The sequence below is a fragment of the Algoriella xinjiangensis genome (genome assembly GCF_900115015.1).
Classification (GTDB): domain Bacteria; phylum Bacteroidota; class Bacteroidia; order Flavobacteriales; family Weeksellaceae; genus Empedobacter; species Empedobacter xinjiangensis.
Genome location: NZ_FOUZ01000009.1, coordinates 82,021 through 95,754 on the forward strand (window position 1 = coordinate 82,021; position 13,734 = coordinate 95,754).

At 30.6% G+C, this 13,734-nt stretch carries 12 protein-coding genes; 6 read left to right on the forward strand and 6 right to left on the reverse strand.

Going from position 1 to position 13,734, the window contains the following annotated elements; all coding sequences use genetic code 11:
* The first annotated feature begins 101 nt into the window (after positions 1-101).
* Positions 102-551 (forward strand): hypothetical protein, encoded by a 450-nt coding sequence (locus BM072_RS09820; RefSeq protein ID WP_125113473.1) that lies wholly within the window; start codon positions 102-104, stop codon positions 549-551.
* A gap of 32 nt (positions 552-583) precedes the next feature.
* On the opposite strand, the gene BM072_RS09825 is transcribed toward BM072_RS09820, so the two are convergent.
* Genes BM072_RS09825 through BM072_RS09835 form a run of 3 tightly spaced genes read right to left on the reverse strand, consistent with a single transcriptional unit; the run spans position 584 to position 2,715 of the window.
* Entirely contained in the window at positions 584-871 is a 288-nt protein-coding gene (locus BM072_RS09825; RefSeq protein ID WP_092908497.1) for a hypothetical protein, read from the reverse strand.
* Entirely contained in the window at positions 871-1,359 is a 489-nt protein-coding gene (locus BM072_RS09830) for a YkgJ family cysteine cluster protein (protein WP_092908498.1), read from the reverse strand. The genes BM072_RS09825 and BM072_RS09830 overlap by 1 nt, the downstream gene beginning before the upstream one ends.
* Entirely contained in the window at positions 1,360-2,715 is a 1,356-nt protein-coding gene (locus tag BM072_RS09835; protein WP_092908499.1) for a hydroxymethylglutaryl-CoA reductase, read from the reverse strand.
* 178 nt (positions 2,716-2,893) lie between these two features.
* Between BM072_RS09835 and BM072_RS09840 the strand changes: the two genes are divergently transcribed.
* From BM072_RS09840 to BM072_RS09855, 4 genes are all read left to right on the forward strand, one after another.
* The gene (locus tag BM072_RS09840) at positions 2,894-5,053 is read left to right on the forward strand and encodes a S9 family peptidase (RefSeq protein WP_092908500.1); all 2,160 of its coding nucleotides are present in this window, start codon (positions 2,894-2,896) and stop codon (positions 5,051-5,053) included.
* Between the two features lie 169 nt (positions 5,054-5,222).
* Complete coding sequence (locus BM072_RS09845; protein WP_092908501.1) at positions 5,223-6,749, forward strand: peptide MFS transporter; 1,527 nt, start codon at positions 5,223-5,225, stop codon at positions 6,747-6,749.
* A 29-nt stretch (positions 6,750-6,778) separates the two neighbouring features.
* Positions 6,779-8,863, forward strand: a complete 2,085-nt coding sequence (locus tag BM072_RS09850) for a peptide MFS transporter (protein WP_092908502.1) — start codon at positions 6,779-6,781, stop codon at positions 8,861-8,863.
* A gap of 12 nt (positions 8,864-8,875) precedes the next feature.
* Positions 8,876-9,319: a thioredoxin family protein gene (locus tag BM072_RS09855; protein WP_092908503.1), complete on the forward strand. Its 444-nt coding sequence runs from the start codon at positions 8,876-8,878 to the stop codon at positions 9,317-9,319.
* On the opposite strand, the gene BM072_RS09860 is transcribed toward BM072_RS09855, so the two are convergent.
* Entirely contained in the window at positions 9,309-11,285 is a 1,977-nt protein-coding gene (locus tag BM072_RS09860) for a ComEC/Rec2 family competence protein (RefSeq protein ID WP_092908504.1), read from the reverse strand. The two genes, BM072_RS09855 and BM072_RS09860, sit on opposite strands and share 11 nt — an antisense overlap.
* A gap of 80 nt (positions 11,286-11,365) precedes the next feature.
* On the opposite strand from BM072_RS09860, the gene BM072_RS09865 reads away from it, so the two are divergent.
* The gene (locus tag BM072_RS09865) at positions 11,366-11,803 is read left to right on the forward strand and encodes a DUF2141 domain-containing protein (RefSeq protein WP_245752120.1); all 438 of its coding nucleotides are present in this window, start codon (positions 11,366-11,368) and stop codon (positions 11,801-11,803) included.
* Positions 11,804-11,816: 13 nt separating this feature from the next.
* Here BM072_RS09865 and BM072_RS09870 read toward each other — a convergent pair whose 3' ends face one another.
* A complete protein-coding gene (locus BM072_RS09870) occupies positions 11,817-13,184 on the reverse strand; it encodes a porin family protein (RefSeq protein WP_092908505.1) in 1,368 nt (455 codons plus the stop codon).
* On the reverse strand, positions 13,171-13,728 hold the full coding sequence (locus BM072_RS09875; protein WP_092908506.1) for an RNA polymerase sigma factor: 558 nt from the start codon (positions 13,726-13,728) through the stop codon (positions 13,171-13,173). Before BM072_RS09875 ends, BM072_RS09870 begins: the two co-directional genes overlap by 14 nt.
* Between the last annotated feature and the right edge of the window lie 6 nt (positions 13,729-13,734).

A 13,734-nucleotide genomic window follows, 5' to 3' on the forward strand; every position in this document is an offset into this window, starting at 1 on the left:
ATATTAAAACCTCGAGATAATCGAGGTTTTTTTATTTTTAAATGGATAATTTTCTAAAATTTAATCCCAAAATGTTGTAAATTAGTGCAAAGCAAAAAATTATGATAAAATCTAAGCTAAGTTGGCAAGTTATCATACCAATCATTCTATTTTTTTTGATGATGATTGTGATTTTTTCTTTTGTAAAATCTTTTCTTTTTGGAGGCGAACTTTTTTTTGAAGATCCATTTCTTAATATTGGTATTTTTATGATTTCGTTGTTAGTTTCGATGTCAATTTTATATGATTTGACTTACAATCTAACTTTATTTAAATTGAAAGAAGATACTTTCGAAATCAGAACAATTTTCAAGAAAGATGAAATTCCATATCGTGCAATCTATTATTTGTACGAAGAAGAAGATGTTTTGAGAATAAATGGACATCAAATATTGACCATTCAAACCAAAAAATCTAAATTTAAATTACGCAGTTTTTATGATTCTAATTATGATAATGTAAAAACAGAAATTATAGATAAAGCGCAGCAATATGTTAATTTATTAGCGTAAAAAAATCCCTCAATTTGAGGGATTTTACATTGTTATTGATTGTTGTTATTTCGCAAGAAAATTAAAATATTTTGAATAAATATTAATAAAACGAGCGATAAAAAAAACACGAAACCTGCATAAATCGCAACTTGTTTATCTTGACCAATTTTTATAAAAATAAAATAAGCCAATAATGTTCCAATTACTTGCATAATGACAGTTTGCCACGCAATTTTTTTGACAACTTCTTTATCTTTAGTTCTAAAACCTGCAATTGCCTGATAAATTGTCGGAACAAGTAACATCACAAAAGCAATTATTTTTAAAATGGTGTCCATTACACTTTTATTTCTTTCTGCATTTGCTCTACAACTTCGTAAGCCGCAGGACAAATCAAGGTATTTTTAATCGTTAAATCATTAATTTGATGAAACTTTTTACGATTAGTATGTGGATATTCTCTGCACGCTTTTGGGCGATCTTCGTAAACCAAACAATAATTATCACTCGCCAAAAATGGACAAGGAGTTTGTTGTAAAACATAATCATCATCTTCGTCAATTCGTAAATATTTTTCAATAAATTGACTTGGTTTTAAACGAAAAACATGCGATAAACGTTCAATATCTTTTTGCGTAAAAAGTGGTCCAGTTGTTTTGCAACAATTGGCACACGAAAGACAATCCACACGACTGAAAACATCATCGTGAATTTCTTCCATTTTTTGGTCTAAATTTTTTGGTAGTTTTCTCTTTAGCCTTTCTAAAAACTTTTTATGTTCTTTTTGTTTTAGCTTCGCTTCGGCAAAATATTCTTCTAAATCCACCTATTTATCTTTTTTGATTTCTTCTACGTTTTTAACACCACGTAGTTTACAAAATTCTTCGATTACAGTATGATGTGTAACTGTTTTGTCTTTAAAATAATTGACAAAATAGTTTTTTTCGTTTTCCGTTGCTTCTAATTGATTAAGGATATTCATTAAGTGCATTTTCATATGACCTTTCTGAATTCCGGTTGTAACCAAAGAACGCAGAGCAGCAAAATTCTGTGCTAAACCTGCAACAGCAACAAATCCCATCAATTCTTTTGCATTTGGTTTTCCTAAAACTGCCAACGCCAATTTAACCAACGGATGCAAATTTGTTAATCCGCCAATTGTTCCTAAAGCAGTTGGTAAATCAATCCAAAAACGGAAAATACCATCTTTTACTTCGCAATGTGTTAACGACGAATAATGACCATCTTTTGATGCATACGTATGTGCACAAGCTTCTACAGCACGAAAATCATTTCCTGTTGCAATTACAACAGAATCTATTCCGTTCATAATTCCTTTGTTATGTGTTGTGGCGCGATAAGGCTCAATTTCGGCGATACGAACTGCACGAGAAAATTTCTCTATAAATTCTTCTGCCGTAACATTTCCTTCCGCTAATTGCTCAATTGGGCAAGAAACTTCTGCGCGTACAATACAATCTGGTGTATAGTTTGACAAAATACACATTACGATTTGAATTGAATCTTTTTCGTCTGATGTAAAAGTATCGTCAGCTTCAATTTCTGCGCGCAATGTTTTTGCAAATTGCTCTAAACAAGAATTGATAAAGTTTGCACCCATCGAATCCATTGTTTCAAAAGAAGCTTTTATTTGGTAATAATTTGCTAATTCGGATGTTTTATCAATTAATTCTAACGCTAAAATTCCACCACCGCGCGCGCGCATATTTTTGGTAATGTCATTAGTTGTTTCAATTAATTGTGCACTGATTTTAGTGTCAAATGCATTTTTCAATTTCTCAAAATCGCCTTCGTACATAAAATGTACATGTCCTAATTTGGTTGTAGATAAAACGGTTGTTTTAAATCCTCCACGTGTTTGCCAAAATTTAGCCGCTTTAGAAGCCGCCGCAACAACCGAAGATTCCTCTACAGCCATTGGTATTGCGAATAACTCGTTGTTAATTAAGAAATTTGGCGCTAAACCAAATGGCATATAAAAATTAGAAACTGTGTTTTCAGAAAATTCATCGTGCAGTTTTTGCAAATCTGCATCATCATTCCAATATTGTTTTAATGTTTGGATGGCTTTTTCGTCGCCATTTAAATACTCATTAACTACCCATTCAATTTTTCCTTCTTTCGATAATTTCGAAAATCCTTCAACTGCTTGATGCTTCATATTGGATATTTTATTTAGTTACAAAATTACAAACGTTTCTACTGATAGAATGTATAAAAATACTTAAAAAGTTTTGGACGACTCATATTTATAGGGAATAATTCTACTCAAAACTAAATCTGTGAATCAAGTTTTTATTATATTTGAGAGTTTGAACTCACATGTTTAGGATACAATTATGAAAAAAATTATTTTAAGTTTAGCTGTTTTTGCCTTGAGCGTTTGCTCTTTTTCGCAACAAATTACGCTTGAAGGTATTTATGGTGGAAAATATAGAGAGAATTCTTTGTACGGTGTAAATTCTTTAAATGATGGTGAAAATTATACTGTTTTAACAAAAGAAGGTTTGGTAAAACGCTCGTATGCATCAACTTTAAAAAAAGGTGAAGCTGCAGATGTTGTTTTAGTTCCAGGAAAATTTGAAGGTTACGAATTTAGTAATAATGAGCGTTATGTGTTATTGCAAACAAATGCTAATCAAATTTATCGTCATTCATTTACAGCGAAATTCGAAGTGTATGATACGCAAACAAAAGCCAAAACATTGGTATTTGATGGTAAAGGAATTCAAGAACCTTTGTTTTCGCCAGATGCGTCTAAAGTAGCTTTTGCTTTTGATAATAATTTATACATTCAAGATTTAAAAACAAATAAAGTAACGCAGGTTACAACAGACGGTAAAAAGAATAATATCATCAACGGAATTAACGATTGGGTTTACGAAGAAGAGTTTGGTTTTGTACGCAATTTTGATTGGAATGCAGATGGAACTTCTTTGGCTTATGTACGTTTCGACGAGTCTAAAGTAAAAGAAATTAACATTCCTATTTATTACCATAACCTTTATCCAGAGGAATTGCGTTATAAATATCCAAAAGCTGGACAAGACAATTCTGAAGTTAGTTTACATGTTTTTGATACAAAAAATAATGCAACAACAAATGTTGATTTAGGTGGTGTTCAGAATTATTATATTCCGAAAATTAAATTCTCTACAAAAGCTAATTTATTAACGGTTGTAACGTCAAATCGTCATCAAAATAATGTAGATGTATCTTTTTATGATATCAATACAAAAAAAGTAAATAAATTATTTACAGAAACAAATAAAGCGTGGATTGAGACGGATAATTTAACAGTCGAATTTTTAGCGGATAATTCATTTTTATGGACTTCGGAGCGCGACGGAAATAACCACATTTATCATTATGCAGATAACGGTAAATTAATCAATCAAGTAACAAAAGGAGATTGGGAAGTAACAAACTATTATGGTTACAATCCTACAAATAAGACACTTTATTATCAATCAAACGCTAATAACGGAAAACGTATTTCGACAGAAAGACAAATTTCTGCAATTAGTTTAGATGGTAAAAAAAGTACGATGTTAACAAAAAATAACGGAACAAATTCTGCCGCTTTCAGTAAGAATTTTACGTATTTTATCAATACTTTTTCGTCTGTTACAACACCAAAAACAATTAGTTTGGTTGAATCTAAATCAGGAAAAGATTTAGGTGTTATTGTAAACAATCAACCTTTGAAGGAAAAATTGAATGCAGATAATATCGGAACAAAAGAATTATTTGTATTGAAAACAGCTGCAGGAAACGAATTGAACGCTTATGTTATCAAACCAAAAGATTTTGATCCAAACAAAAAATACCCAGTTTTGATGTATCAATATTCTGGTCCAGGTTCTCAAAATGTAAACAATACATATTTTAATTCGAATGATTATTGGCACATGATGTTGGCGCAAGAAGGTTATATTGTTTTTTGTGTTGATGGTCGTGGAACAGGTTACAAAGGAGAAGAATTTAAAAAACAAACATATTTACAATTAGGTAAATACGAAGTAGAAGATCAAATTGCAGCAGCTAAAGAAATTGGTAATTTACCGTATGTAGACAAAGCTAGAATTGGTATTTGGGGTTGGTCTTACGGTGGTTTTATGGCGTCTAATGTTTTGTTTAAAGGAAACGATGTTTTTAAAGCGGCAATTGCAGTTGCGCCGGTAACCAATTGGCGTTATTACGATTCTGTTTATACAGAGCGTTTTATGCGTACACCAGAAGAAAATGCAGCTGGATATGATGACAATTCGCCAATTAATTATGCGAATCAATTAAAAGGAAATTTCTTATTAATACACGGTTCTGCTGATGATAATGTACATCCACAAAATACGTTTGAGTTGTCAGAAGCTTTGGTACAAGCCAATAAAGATTTTGATATGGCGATTTATACCGATAAAGATCACGGGATTTATGGTGGAAATACACGCGTACAGCTTTATCGTAAAATGACAACTTTCTTGAAGAAGAATTTATAATTGACTAGCTATTTATTTTAATTAGCCAAACAAAAGCAGAATTAATCAATCGATTTGATAAAAATCATGCATAAATCAAAAAAAACCTCCGCATTGTCGGAGGTTTTTTTTATTTTCGTTGATTGCTAATAAAATCTAAAAGTTATATTAGCGTTTAGTTAAAGAAATTATGAGTAAAGAATTAACTTTAGAAGAAATTCAGAATTTTAAAGGAAAATATCCAAAACAAATTTGGAGTCTTTTCTTTTCTGAAATGTGGGAGAGATTTTGCTTCTACGGAATGCGCGGAATGTTGGTGTTTTTTATGATTGACCAACTGAAATTTGAAGAAGCACAATCGCAACTGCAATACGCCGCAATACAAGCTTTTGTATGCGCATTTACATTTGTTGGAGGTTTATTTGCAGATAAAATTTTAGGGTTTAGGAAATCACTTTTCTGGGGAGGAATTTTAATGATTTTGGGAAGTATCTTATTGGCTACAGATCCACATAATTTTTTCTTTTTGGGAATGGCTTTTACGGTTGTAGGTACGGGTTTCTTTAAACCAAACATCTCTACAATGGTTGGAGAATTGTATAAAAAAGGTGATGATAGAACCGATGCAGGATTTTCATTATTTTATGCAGGTATCAATTTAGGTGCATTTTTAGGAGGTTACGTGTGTATTGCCATTGGTAAAGGACACATGTTAACAGATATTATTGACGTTGCACATCGTTGGAATGTTGCTTTTGGTTTAGCAGCTTTTGTAATGCTAATCAGTTTAATTAACTTCTTTTTTACAGAAAGACATTTAGGACCAATTGGTTTACAACCGCGCAAATTATTACCATCAGGCGAAACAGTTCGTATGCCTATGTGGAAAGAAATTTCTGTTTACGTTTGTACTATTTTATCAATTCCATTAATCATGGCAATGGTAAAAAATACAGATTATACAGATTATTTTATGTACACTGTAGGTCCATTAACACTACTTTATTTGTTTTACGAAATGACGAAAGTTACAGCAGTAGAACGTAAAAAATTATATGCAGCTTTAGTTTTCATTATCTTTTCTATTTTATTTTGGGGAATTTATGAGCAAGCAGGAGGATCTTTAAGTATCTATGCAGCTAAAAATTTAGATTCAAACTTATTAGGTTTAAATTTAGATCCAAATGGTGTAAATAATTCAGGTGGAGCATTTTTTATTATTTTAATTGCACCATTATTAGGATTATTATGGATTTGGTTAGCAAAAAGAAAAATTGAACCAAATACAGTTATAAAATTCGGATTAGGATTTATCTTCTTAGGATTAGGATATTATGTGTTATTTGCAACAAAATTCTTTGCAAATGCAGATGGTGTAACATCATTAAACTTCTTTACATTAGCCTTATTGGTTATTACCTTCGGAGAGTTATGCTTGTCACCAATTGGATTATCAATTATGACAAAATTATCAACTCGTAACTTACAAGGAATGATGATGGGAATGTGGTTTTTAGCTTCAGCTTACGGACAATATGTGGCTGGTATAATTGGCGCAAACATGTCAAAATCAGCAGTTGTTGGAGGAGATAATTTAGATAGATTATATGCCTATGCAGATGGATACAAAGAAATTGCATTGTATGCTGTGATTGCAGGTGTAGTTTTAATCCTTATTTCTCCATTGGTTCGCAAATTAATGCAAGACGTAAAATAATTTTTTAAGATACATTATAACAAACAAACATGAGTTCAAAATCGGAAAATTTCTTTGATTCAAAAGTATTAGGACATCCGTCAGGATTGTTCGTGCTTTTCTTTACAGAGATGTGGGAGCGTTTTTCTTTCTACGGAATGCGCGTTTTATTAATTCAATTTTTAACTGCTGCAGTTATTGGATTAAATCCAGGTTGGGAGTGGTCAATCGAAAAAGCAACAGCTTTGTACGGGACCTACGCAATGTTATTATACATTACACCAATTTTTGGAGGGATTATCGCAGATAAATACATAGGTTATCGTTGGGCCGTCGTGGTGGGTGCCATTATTATGACATTCGGACACGCATTTATGGCTTTCGATACACCGTTTTTCTTATACTTAGGATTAGCGTGTTTGGTAATTGGAACAGGATTCTTTAAACCAAATATGACGTCAATCTTATCAGAAATGTACAAAGATTTCCCTGAGAAAAAAGATGGTGCTTACACTATTTTTTACATGGGAGTTAACGCAGGTGCATTCTTCGGAATGATGTTGTGTGGTTTCTTAGCAGAAAAAGTTGGTTGGCATTGGGGATTCGGTTTAGCCGGAATCTTTATGTTATTAGGAACATTACAATTTTGGTTAGCAAAACCTTTATTTGGTCGTGTTGGTGAAGTACCTTCTAAACAAAATCTAAACGAAAAAATAGAAGATGTTGAAGCGAAATACGAGCCAGGCGAAAAAGCAAATCCATTTACATTAATCGATCAAATATTGATTGTTTTAATGACGGTTTTAGGATTAGGATATGCATTTAATGATCCTTTAAGTGCTATTGGAGGAATCAACTTATTTCCATTCTCAATCGGACCTCTATCAGGACAAAACTTTGTAATTATTGTTGCATTAGTTTTATTCTTTATCGTTGTTATTCGTCGTTTAGCAAATTATACGAAAATTGTTCGTGATAGAATGATTGCCGTTATTATTTTCGCATTCTTCGTTATCTTCTTCTGGATGTCTTTCGAGCAAGGAGCTACATCATTAGTAATCTTCGCACGTGATTTTACTGAACGTAACTTAACAGGAGGCGCTGCAATGACATTTAATATTTTCAACACATTATTAACTGTTGTTCCATTAATTTTAATTTCATACGTTTTAGTTTTATTGGCTAAACAAACAATGAAAAAAGCATTTTGGTCTAATATTGTATTAGCAATTACTTTCTTAGGAATTTGGGCTGCTGCACTTTGGATGTTAAACTACAACTGGAGTTCTCACTCTTACGATGTTGCTTATCAATCAATCCAAACACCAAAATTAGACGATAAAAATGTACAAGTTTTAGACGAAGAAGGTAAACCAGTTTTTAACGAAACACCAATTACAGCTTCTTATGTTGCAAACGCTACAGATAAAATTGTAACATCTAACGTTAATTTAGCTTCGCAAGACGCTTTAACAAAAGATGCTGTGATTAATATTCACAAAGAAGGAGACAAATTTGTTTTAGTTACGCCAGCAGATTTAATCAAATTAGACGCTGAGTACAAAAAAGAAAGTAAACCATCAGAAATTATTCCAGCTAAAGTTGCAGAGATTAAAGACAGCCAAGTAGAAATTACAGTTTCTTGGTTCTCTACTCTAAACTCATTCTTTATTATTGCATTGGCTTCATTAGTTTCTCGTGTTTGGGATTCTAAATACAATCCATCTGCAGCTGTAAAATACGGTTTAGGATTAATCATTATGGCAATCGGATTCGGATGTTTAGCTTTTGGTTCTTACGGAATCGCAGAAGGCGTTCGTGTTTCTATCATTTGGTTAGTATTAGCTTACTTATTCCACACATTAGGAGAACTTTGTTTATCTCCAGTAGGTCTTTCTTACGTATCGAAATTAGTTCCGGCTCGTATGATTGCATTTATGTTCGGAATGTGGTACCTTGCTATTGCAATTGGTAACAAATTGGCAGCCATTTTAGGTGGTCAAATCGAAAATATAACAAAAGAATATTCGTTATCAACTTTCTTCTTAATCTTTACAATTGTACCAATTGTTGCAGGATTATTAGTAATGGCATTAAACCCAGTATTGAAGAAATTGATGCACGGAGTTAAATAAAAATAAATCGCTATGAAATCGAGTTTAGCAATCGTTGTATTCATCTTTTCATCATTTCTTTTCGGACAAGAAATTAAATGGTTAACATTAGACGAAGCAACAAAAGAAATAAAAGCACATCCAGAAAAACCAGTATTGATGAATTTCTATACAACATGGTGCGGATTCTGTAAGCGTTTAGACAAAGAAACTTTTACAGATGCGAAGGTTGCAGATTATGTAAACAAAAATTATATTGCCATAAAATTTGACGCCGAGACGAAAGAAATGGTGAAATTTAACGGAATTAATTACACTTACATTGCGCCAGCTAAAGCAAACTATATGGCTTATGCGTTTACAAACGGACAATTAAGTTATCCTGCAACCGTTTTGATGGACGGAAAAGGAAACATAAACAAAGTTGTTTTAGGTTTTAGAGGAGCAAACGATTTTATACAAGACATCAAAATTTAATTGAGAAATAACCTTGTTTAGAGGTTTTCCATAACACAGAATCGAAACTATATTTTGTTTCTAATTCTGTAACAATAGAAGGGTAGTTGCTGGCATCGGCAATTACCCTTTTTAGTTTTGGAGACTTTTCAAAAGGATAAATTTTAGATTGATGAACTAAAACATAATAAGGTAAATCTGTCTTATTTTCTTCATTCAATAACAATTGAAACGTTTTGGTTTCGATGGAATTTTGATGTTTAATAAAGTGAGTATGTTTAAAATTTGATTGATACGAATAGAAGTCAATTTGCTTAATTCTATTCTTTATTTTGTAAGGTTTTATAGTGTATTGATAAGTTTTATCATCCAGTAAATTCTCGCTCAAAACTGAAAAATTTCGACCATTTCTAATACCGATTACACTATTTTTATATTGATTAAAAACTATTAATTCATTGCTGTTATTTAAATGATAAATAGCTAAAAATCGATCAGTTTCTATTAAAAATAAACTTCCAAAAGCAATTAATAAAGCTAATTTAGATTTTTTAAGAAAAATAGGTTTTAAACAATACAGAATTACAATCAGTAAAATTGCAGTAAACATACTAATGTAAACATCTTTAATTACAAAATTTCCAAAGCTAGATAACCAATAAATATAGTAATTTGAAACGTAGATAAATTGATTATAAAGCCAAGTATAAGCAGGAATATTGAGATCAAAAATAACAAGAAGAATACTAATAATTCCACCACAAATCATCAAAAATGAAGCTGGAATTAGAACAAGATTTCCGAATAAAAATAAACTAGAAAACTGATTAAAATAAAATACAGAAATTGGCAAAGTTCCTAATTGAGCCGAAATACTTGTTTCCGTCATCACTTTAATTCGTCTAAGAAAATCATTATTTACAGTAAAATAATGTTCAAAAATCGGATTAAGCCAAACAATAAAAAATACAGCCGAAAAACTTAACTGAAAACCAACGTCAAATAAAAAATTAGGTTGAAACAGTAAAATGATAAAAGCCGAAAGCGACAAAGTATGGTAAATGTTTTTTGGACGATTTAGTAATTCGCTGCAATAATAAATTGTAATCATCAAAGCAGAACGAAAAACGGGTGGTTGCAATTCTACATAAAAAGCAAAAAACCAAATGATAATAAGACTGAGAATAATTCGAGTTTTTCGTCCGTTTTTAAGCCGAATAAGCGGTTTTAAAACAAATTGTAGAATCATGTAAATCATCATGACATGCAGTCCAGAAATGGATAAAATATGCACAACTCCCGTAGCAATATAACTTTGGTTAAGTTCTGGTGAAAGTTCTGTTCTATCGCCCAAAAGCATCGACGAAATTATTGCTCTACTTTCTAAATTATAACCATGTTGTTTTAATTTTTCTCGAATAGATTCTTTTGATTTTACAGACCAATTTTTCCAACCACTTCCGTCTTTATGTTTTGCAATAATAGTATCCACAAATAATTGCGAATAAATTCTTTTTCTCGCTAAAAATTGCTTGTAATCAAACTGATTTGGATTTAAAACACCTTGAATTTCTACTGATTTTGAATAAATAATCAATTCATCATTTGGATAATATTCATGCTTTTGATGCTTTAAATGTAAAATTAGTTGCTGATTATTTTCTAAATCTTTTACAACGTAATTGTGATATTTTTCTGATTTATTAGCCTGATTAACGACTTTTAAGAGGAATATCTTTGATGTTTGCTCAATTTCTTTATTTCGATCTCGATTATAATTTTGATGAATATAGACACCTAAAATTATCGAAATGCCCAAATAAGGATAGATATTTTGTCTATTTTTATTTTTTAACACACTTATAAAAAGTAAGGCGATTATCAGAAAAAATATAATTCGTAAATTTGTAGCAGGAATTAATAATTCAGAAATGATTATTCCAATTGAGAAACAAATTGTTAGTATAAAAAAGAGATACTTTTTCATACCTATAATTTAAACTAAAATTTACAGATATTGATTTTTAAGTATTTGTAAATGAAATAATTAAAAAAGAATTTCAAACAATGAAGAAAATTCTAATGATCGTTGTGTTATTTTTAGCACAATTTGCGATGGCTCAAATCGATGTAAAATTATCGATTACAAATATTAAGAAGATGAAAGGAAATTTAGCGATTGAATTTTATCGAAATGTAGAAAATTATACAAAGGGTCAAAATGCGTTTAAAAAACTGTATGTTCCGATAGAGAATATTGACAAATATGAAACAGTTTTTAAGAATATTGAACCTACTTTTTACGCTGTAAAAGTGTATTTAGATGTGAATAATAACAAGCAATTGGACAAAAGTTTTTTTGGTGTTCGTAAAGAGCCTTATGGTTTTTCGACAAATGCAGATCCAATTCTTAGAGAACCAACTTTTGAAGAAGCGAAAGTTGAAATGACCGAAGAAAATAATACAATTGCAATAAAATTGAACAATAATAAAGGCGGAGAATAATCCGTCTTTTTACTTAAAATTTTATTGAAAAGCCAAGATTTGCACCTAATAATGATGGATTTTTGGCATCTACATTTTTTAAAGGATTTAGCATATAACGATAATTTGGTTCAAAATTAAGACTCGTTTTATTCGAAATCATATACTCCAATTTCAAACCTGCATTTGCACTATAACTTGTATTGTTTAAGTTAGTTGCTTTTCCAATTTTGAAATCTGTACCCGAAGAATTTACAGAAATTGTATTTTTTGTAACTACATAATAACTTCCACCAGCTGTTGCCAACACGTTAAATTTATCAAAAGTCAATAATTTATACTCGAGCTCCAAAGGAACTTCGATGTACTGTATTTTTTGCTCCATTTTACTTGCTTCCGTAGTAATCGCCATAATTGCTTGCGAATTAGCTGCGGAAGAATTTACACGAATATTACTATTATAATTGATGTTATTTGTGTTTTGAGGAGACGCATTTTCGTGTGTAGATAAAGCTACAATTGCAGTATTTAGCCCAGTGTTTACTTGATTTGTTTGTTGTTCTAAATTAACTTTTGCAATACCAGAACGAATGTTTAATTTATCATTTATTTTGAACGAAACTTTTGCACCATAAGCCATTGTTACAGCGTTTTCGATATCATTTTGATTAAATTCATCAGATAAAATAGATTTAGAATCTAATAAAACGGATGGATTTACAAAAGAAGAAACTGCAAATTTTGGAGCGGTTTGTTTAATTTCTATTTTATTTTCTTGCTTTTTATTTTGTTCTGCAATAGCTAATTCTAGTTCGTTTTCTTTTAAAGTATTTTCCTCATTTTTTGTAATTTCTTCTTTTTTTACATTAGTATGAAGCGATTCTGGAAAGATTTTTTCAGTAAAATTAGAAGGATTTTTTGTTGCGAAAACATTCGAAAAAATAGCATCATTTGATAATAAATGATCATTCTTCAGATTTATATTTTCAAAATTTTTTGATTGATATTCTAGATTATTTTCTTTTCCAAAAGCAAATTGATTTACAGAATTTGAACTAGATTTTTCAATATTTTTATCTGCATTAATTTTATTCTCAATCGATTTTATTTGATTGAAATCTTTTTCAGTGTTAGAATCAGTTTCTTGCTGATTTTTCTTTTTAGAATGTACAATTTCTGGAGTTTTAATTGAAGAATTTATCGTGTCATTTTGATAAAAATAATAAACACCAACGCCCAAAACTAAGCACGCAGCAGTAGAACCAATCCAATAAAATAGTGGAATAATTCGCTTCTTTTTCTCCTTTTCATCTAATTTTTCTTGGATATTTTTCCAAGCATCCAAAGGCGGAGTTTGTGGTTGCGATAGATTATCTTTTATATATTGATCAAACTTTTTCATCTGCGATAGGTTTTAAAAGGGTAAGTTTTTGTTTTAATAAATTTTTTGCTCTAGAGAGATTTGATTTGGAGGTTCCGACTGAAATTTGGAGTAATTCTGCAATTTCTTGGTGCGAATATTCTTCAAAAATGTAGAGGTTAAAAACTTGCCTATATTGTGGTGGAAGATGTTGTATAGTTTCTAATAGTTGTTGATAATCATAATCTTGCGGTAAGTCATCTACTTCATTATCAGTAGTTAATTGAAGATGATTTTCGTAATCGTCAAATGAAATAGTTTTCTTTTTCTTGATTTTTTCTAAGGACAAATTAATCATAATTCGTTTCATCCATCCTTCAAAAGAACCTTGAAATTTAAATTGGTCTATTTTATTAAAAATAATAACAAAACCCTCTTGAAAAGTATCTTGCGCGTCTTCGTAATTTTCTGCATAACGAAGACATATCGAGAATAAAATAGATGAAAACTGAAGATAAATTTCTTCTTGTGCCTTTCTATTTTTTTCTTGACAGCTTTTGATTACATTTTCAAGAGAGTCATTCAAAATTTA

Coding starts and splice junctions, on each gene's coding strand:
- BM072_RS09825 (WP_092908497.1), bottom strand. CDS start 871: ATGGACACCATTTTAAAAATAATTGCTTTTGTGATGTTACTTGTTCCG.
- BM072_RS09835 (WP_092908499.1), bottom strand. CDS start 2,715: ATGAAGCATCAAGCAGTTGAAGGATTTTCGAAATTATCGAAAGAAGGA.
- BM072_RS09850 (WP_092908502.1), top strand. CDS start 6,779: ATGAGTTCAAAATCGGAAAATTTCTTTGATTCAAAAGTATTAGGACAT.
- BM072_RS09870 (WP_092908505.1), bottom strand. CDS start 13,184: ATGAAAAAGTTTGATCAATATATAAAAGATAATCTATCGCAACCACAA.
- BM072_RS09840 (WP_092908500.1), top strand. CDS start 2,894: ATGAAAAAAATTATTTTAAGTTTAGCTGTTTTTGCCTTGAGCGTTTGC.
- BM072_RS09860 (WP_092908504.1), bottom strand. CDS start 11,285: ATGAAAAAGTATCTCTTTTTTATACTAACAATTTGTTTCTCAATTGGA.
- BM072_RS09855 (WP_092908503.1), top strand. CDS start 8,876: ATGAAATCGAGTTTAGCAATCGTTGTATTCATCTTTTCATCATTTCTT.
- BM072_RS09845 (WP_092908501.1), top strand. CDS start 5,223: ATGAGTAAAGAATTAACTTTAGAAGAAATTCAGAATTTTAAAGGAAAA.
- BM072_RS09820 (WP_125113473.1), top strand. CDS start 102: ATGATAAAATCTAAGCTAAGTTGGCAAGTTATCATACCAATCATTCTA.
- BM072_RS09865 (WP_245752120.1), top strand. CDS start 11,366: ATGAAGAAAATTCTAATGATCGTTGTGTTATTTTTAGCACAATTTGCG.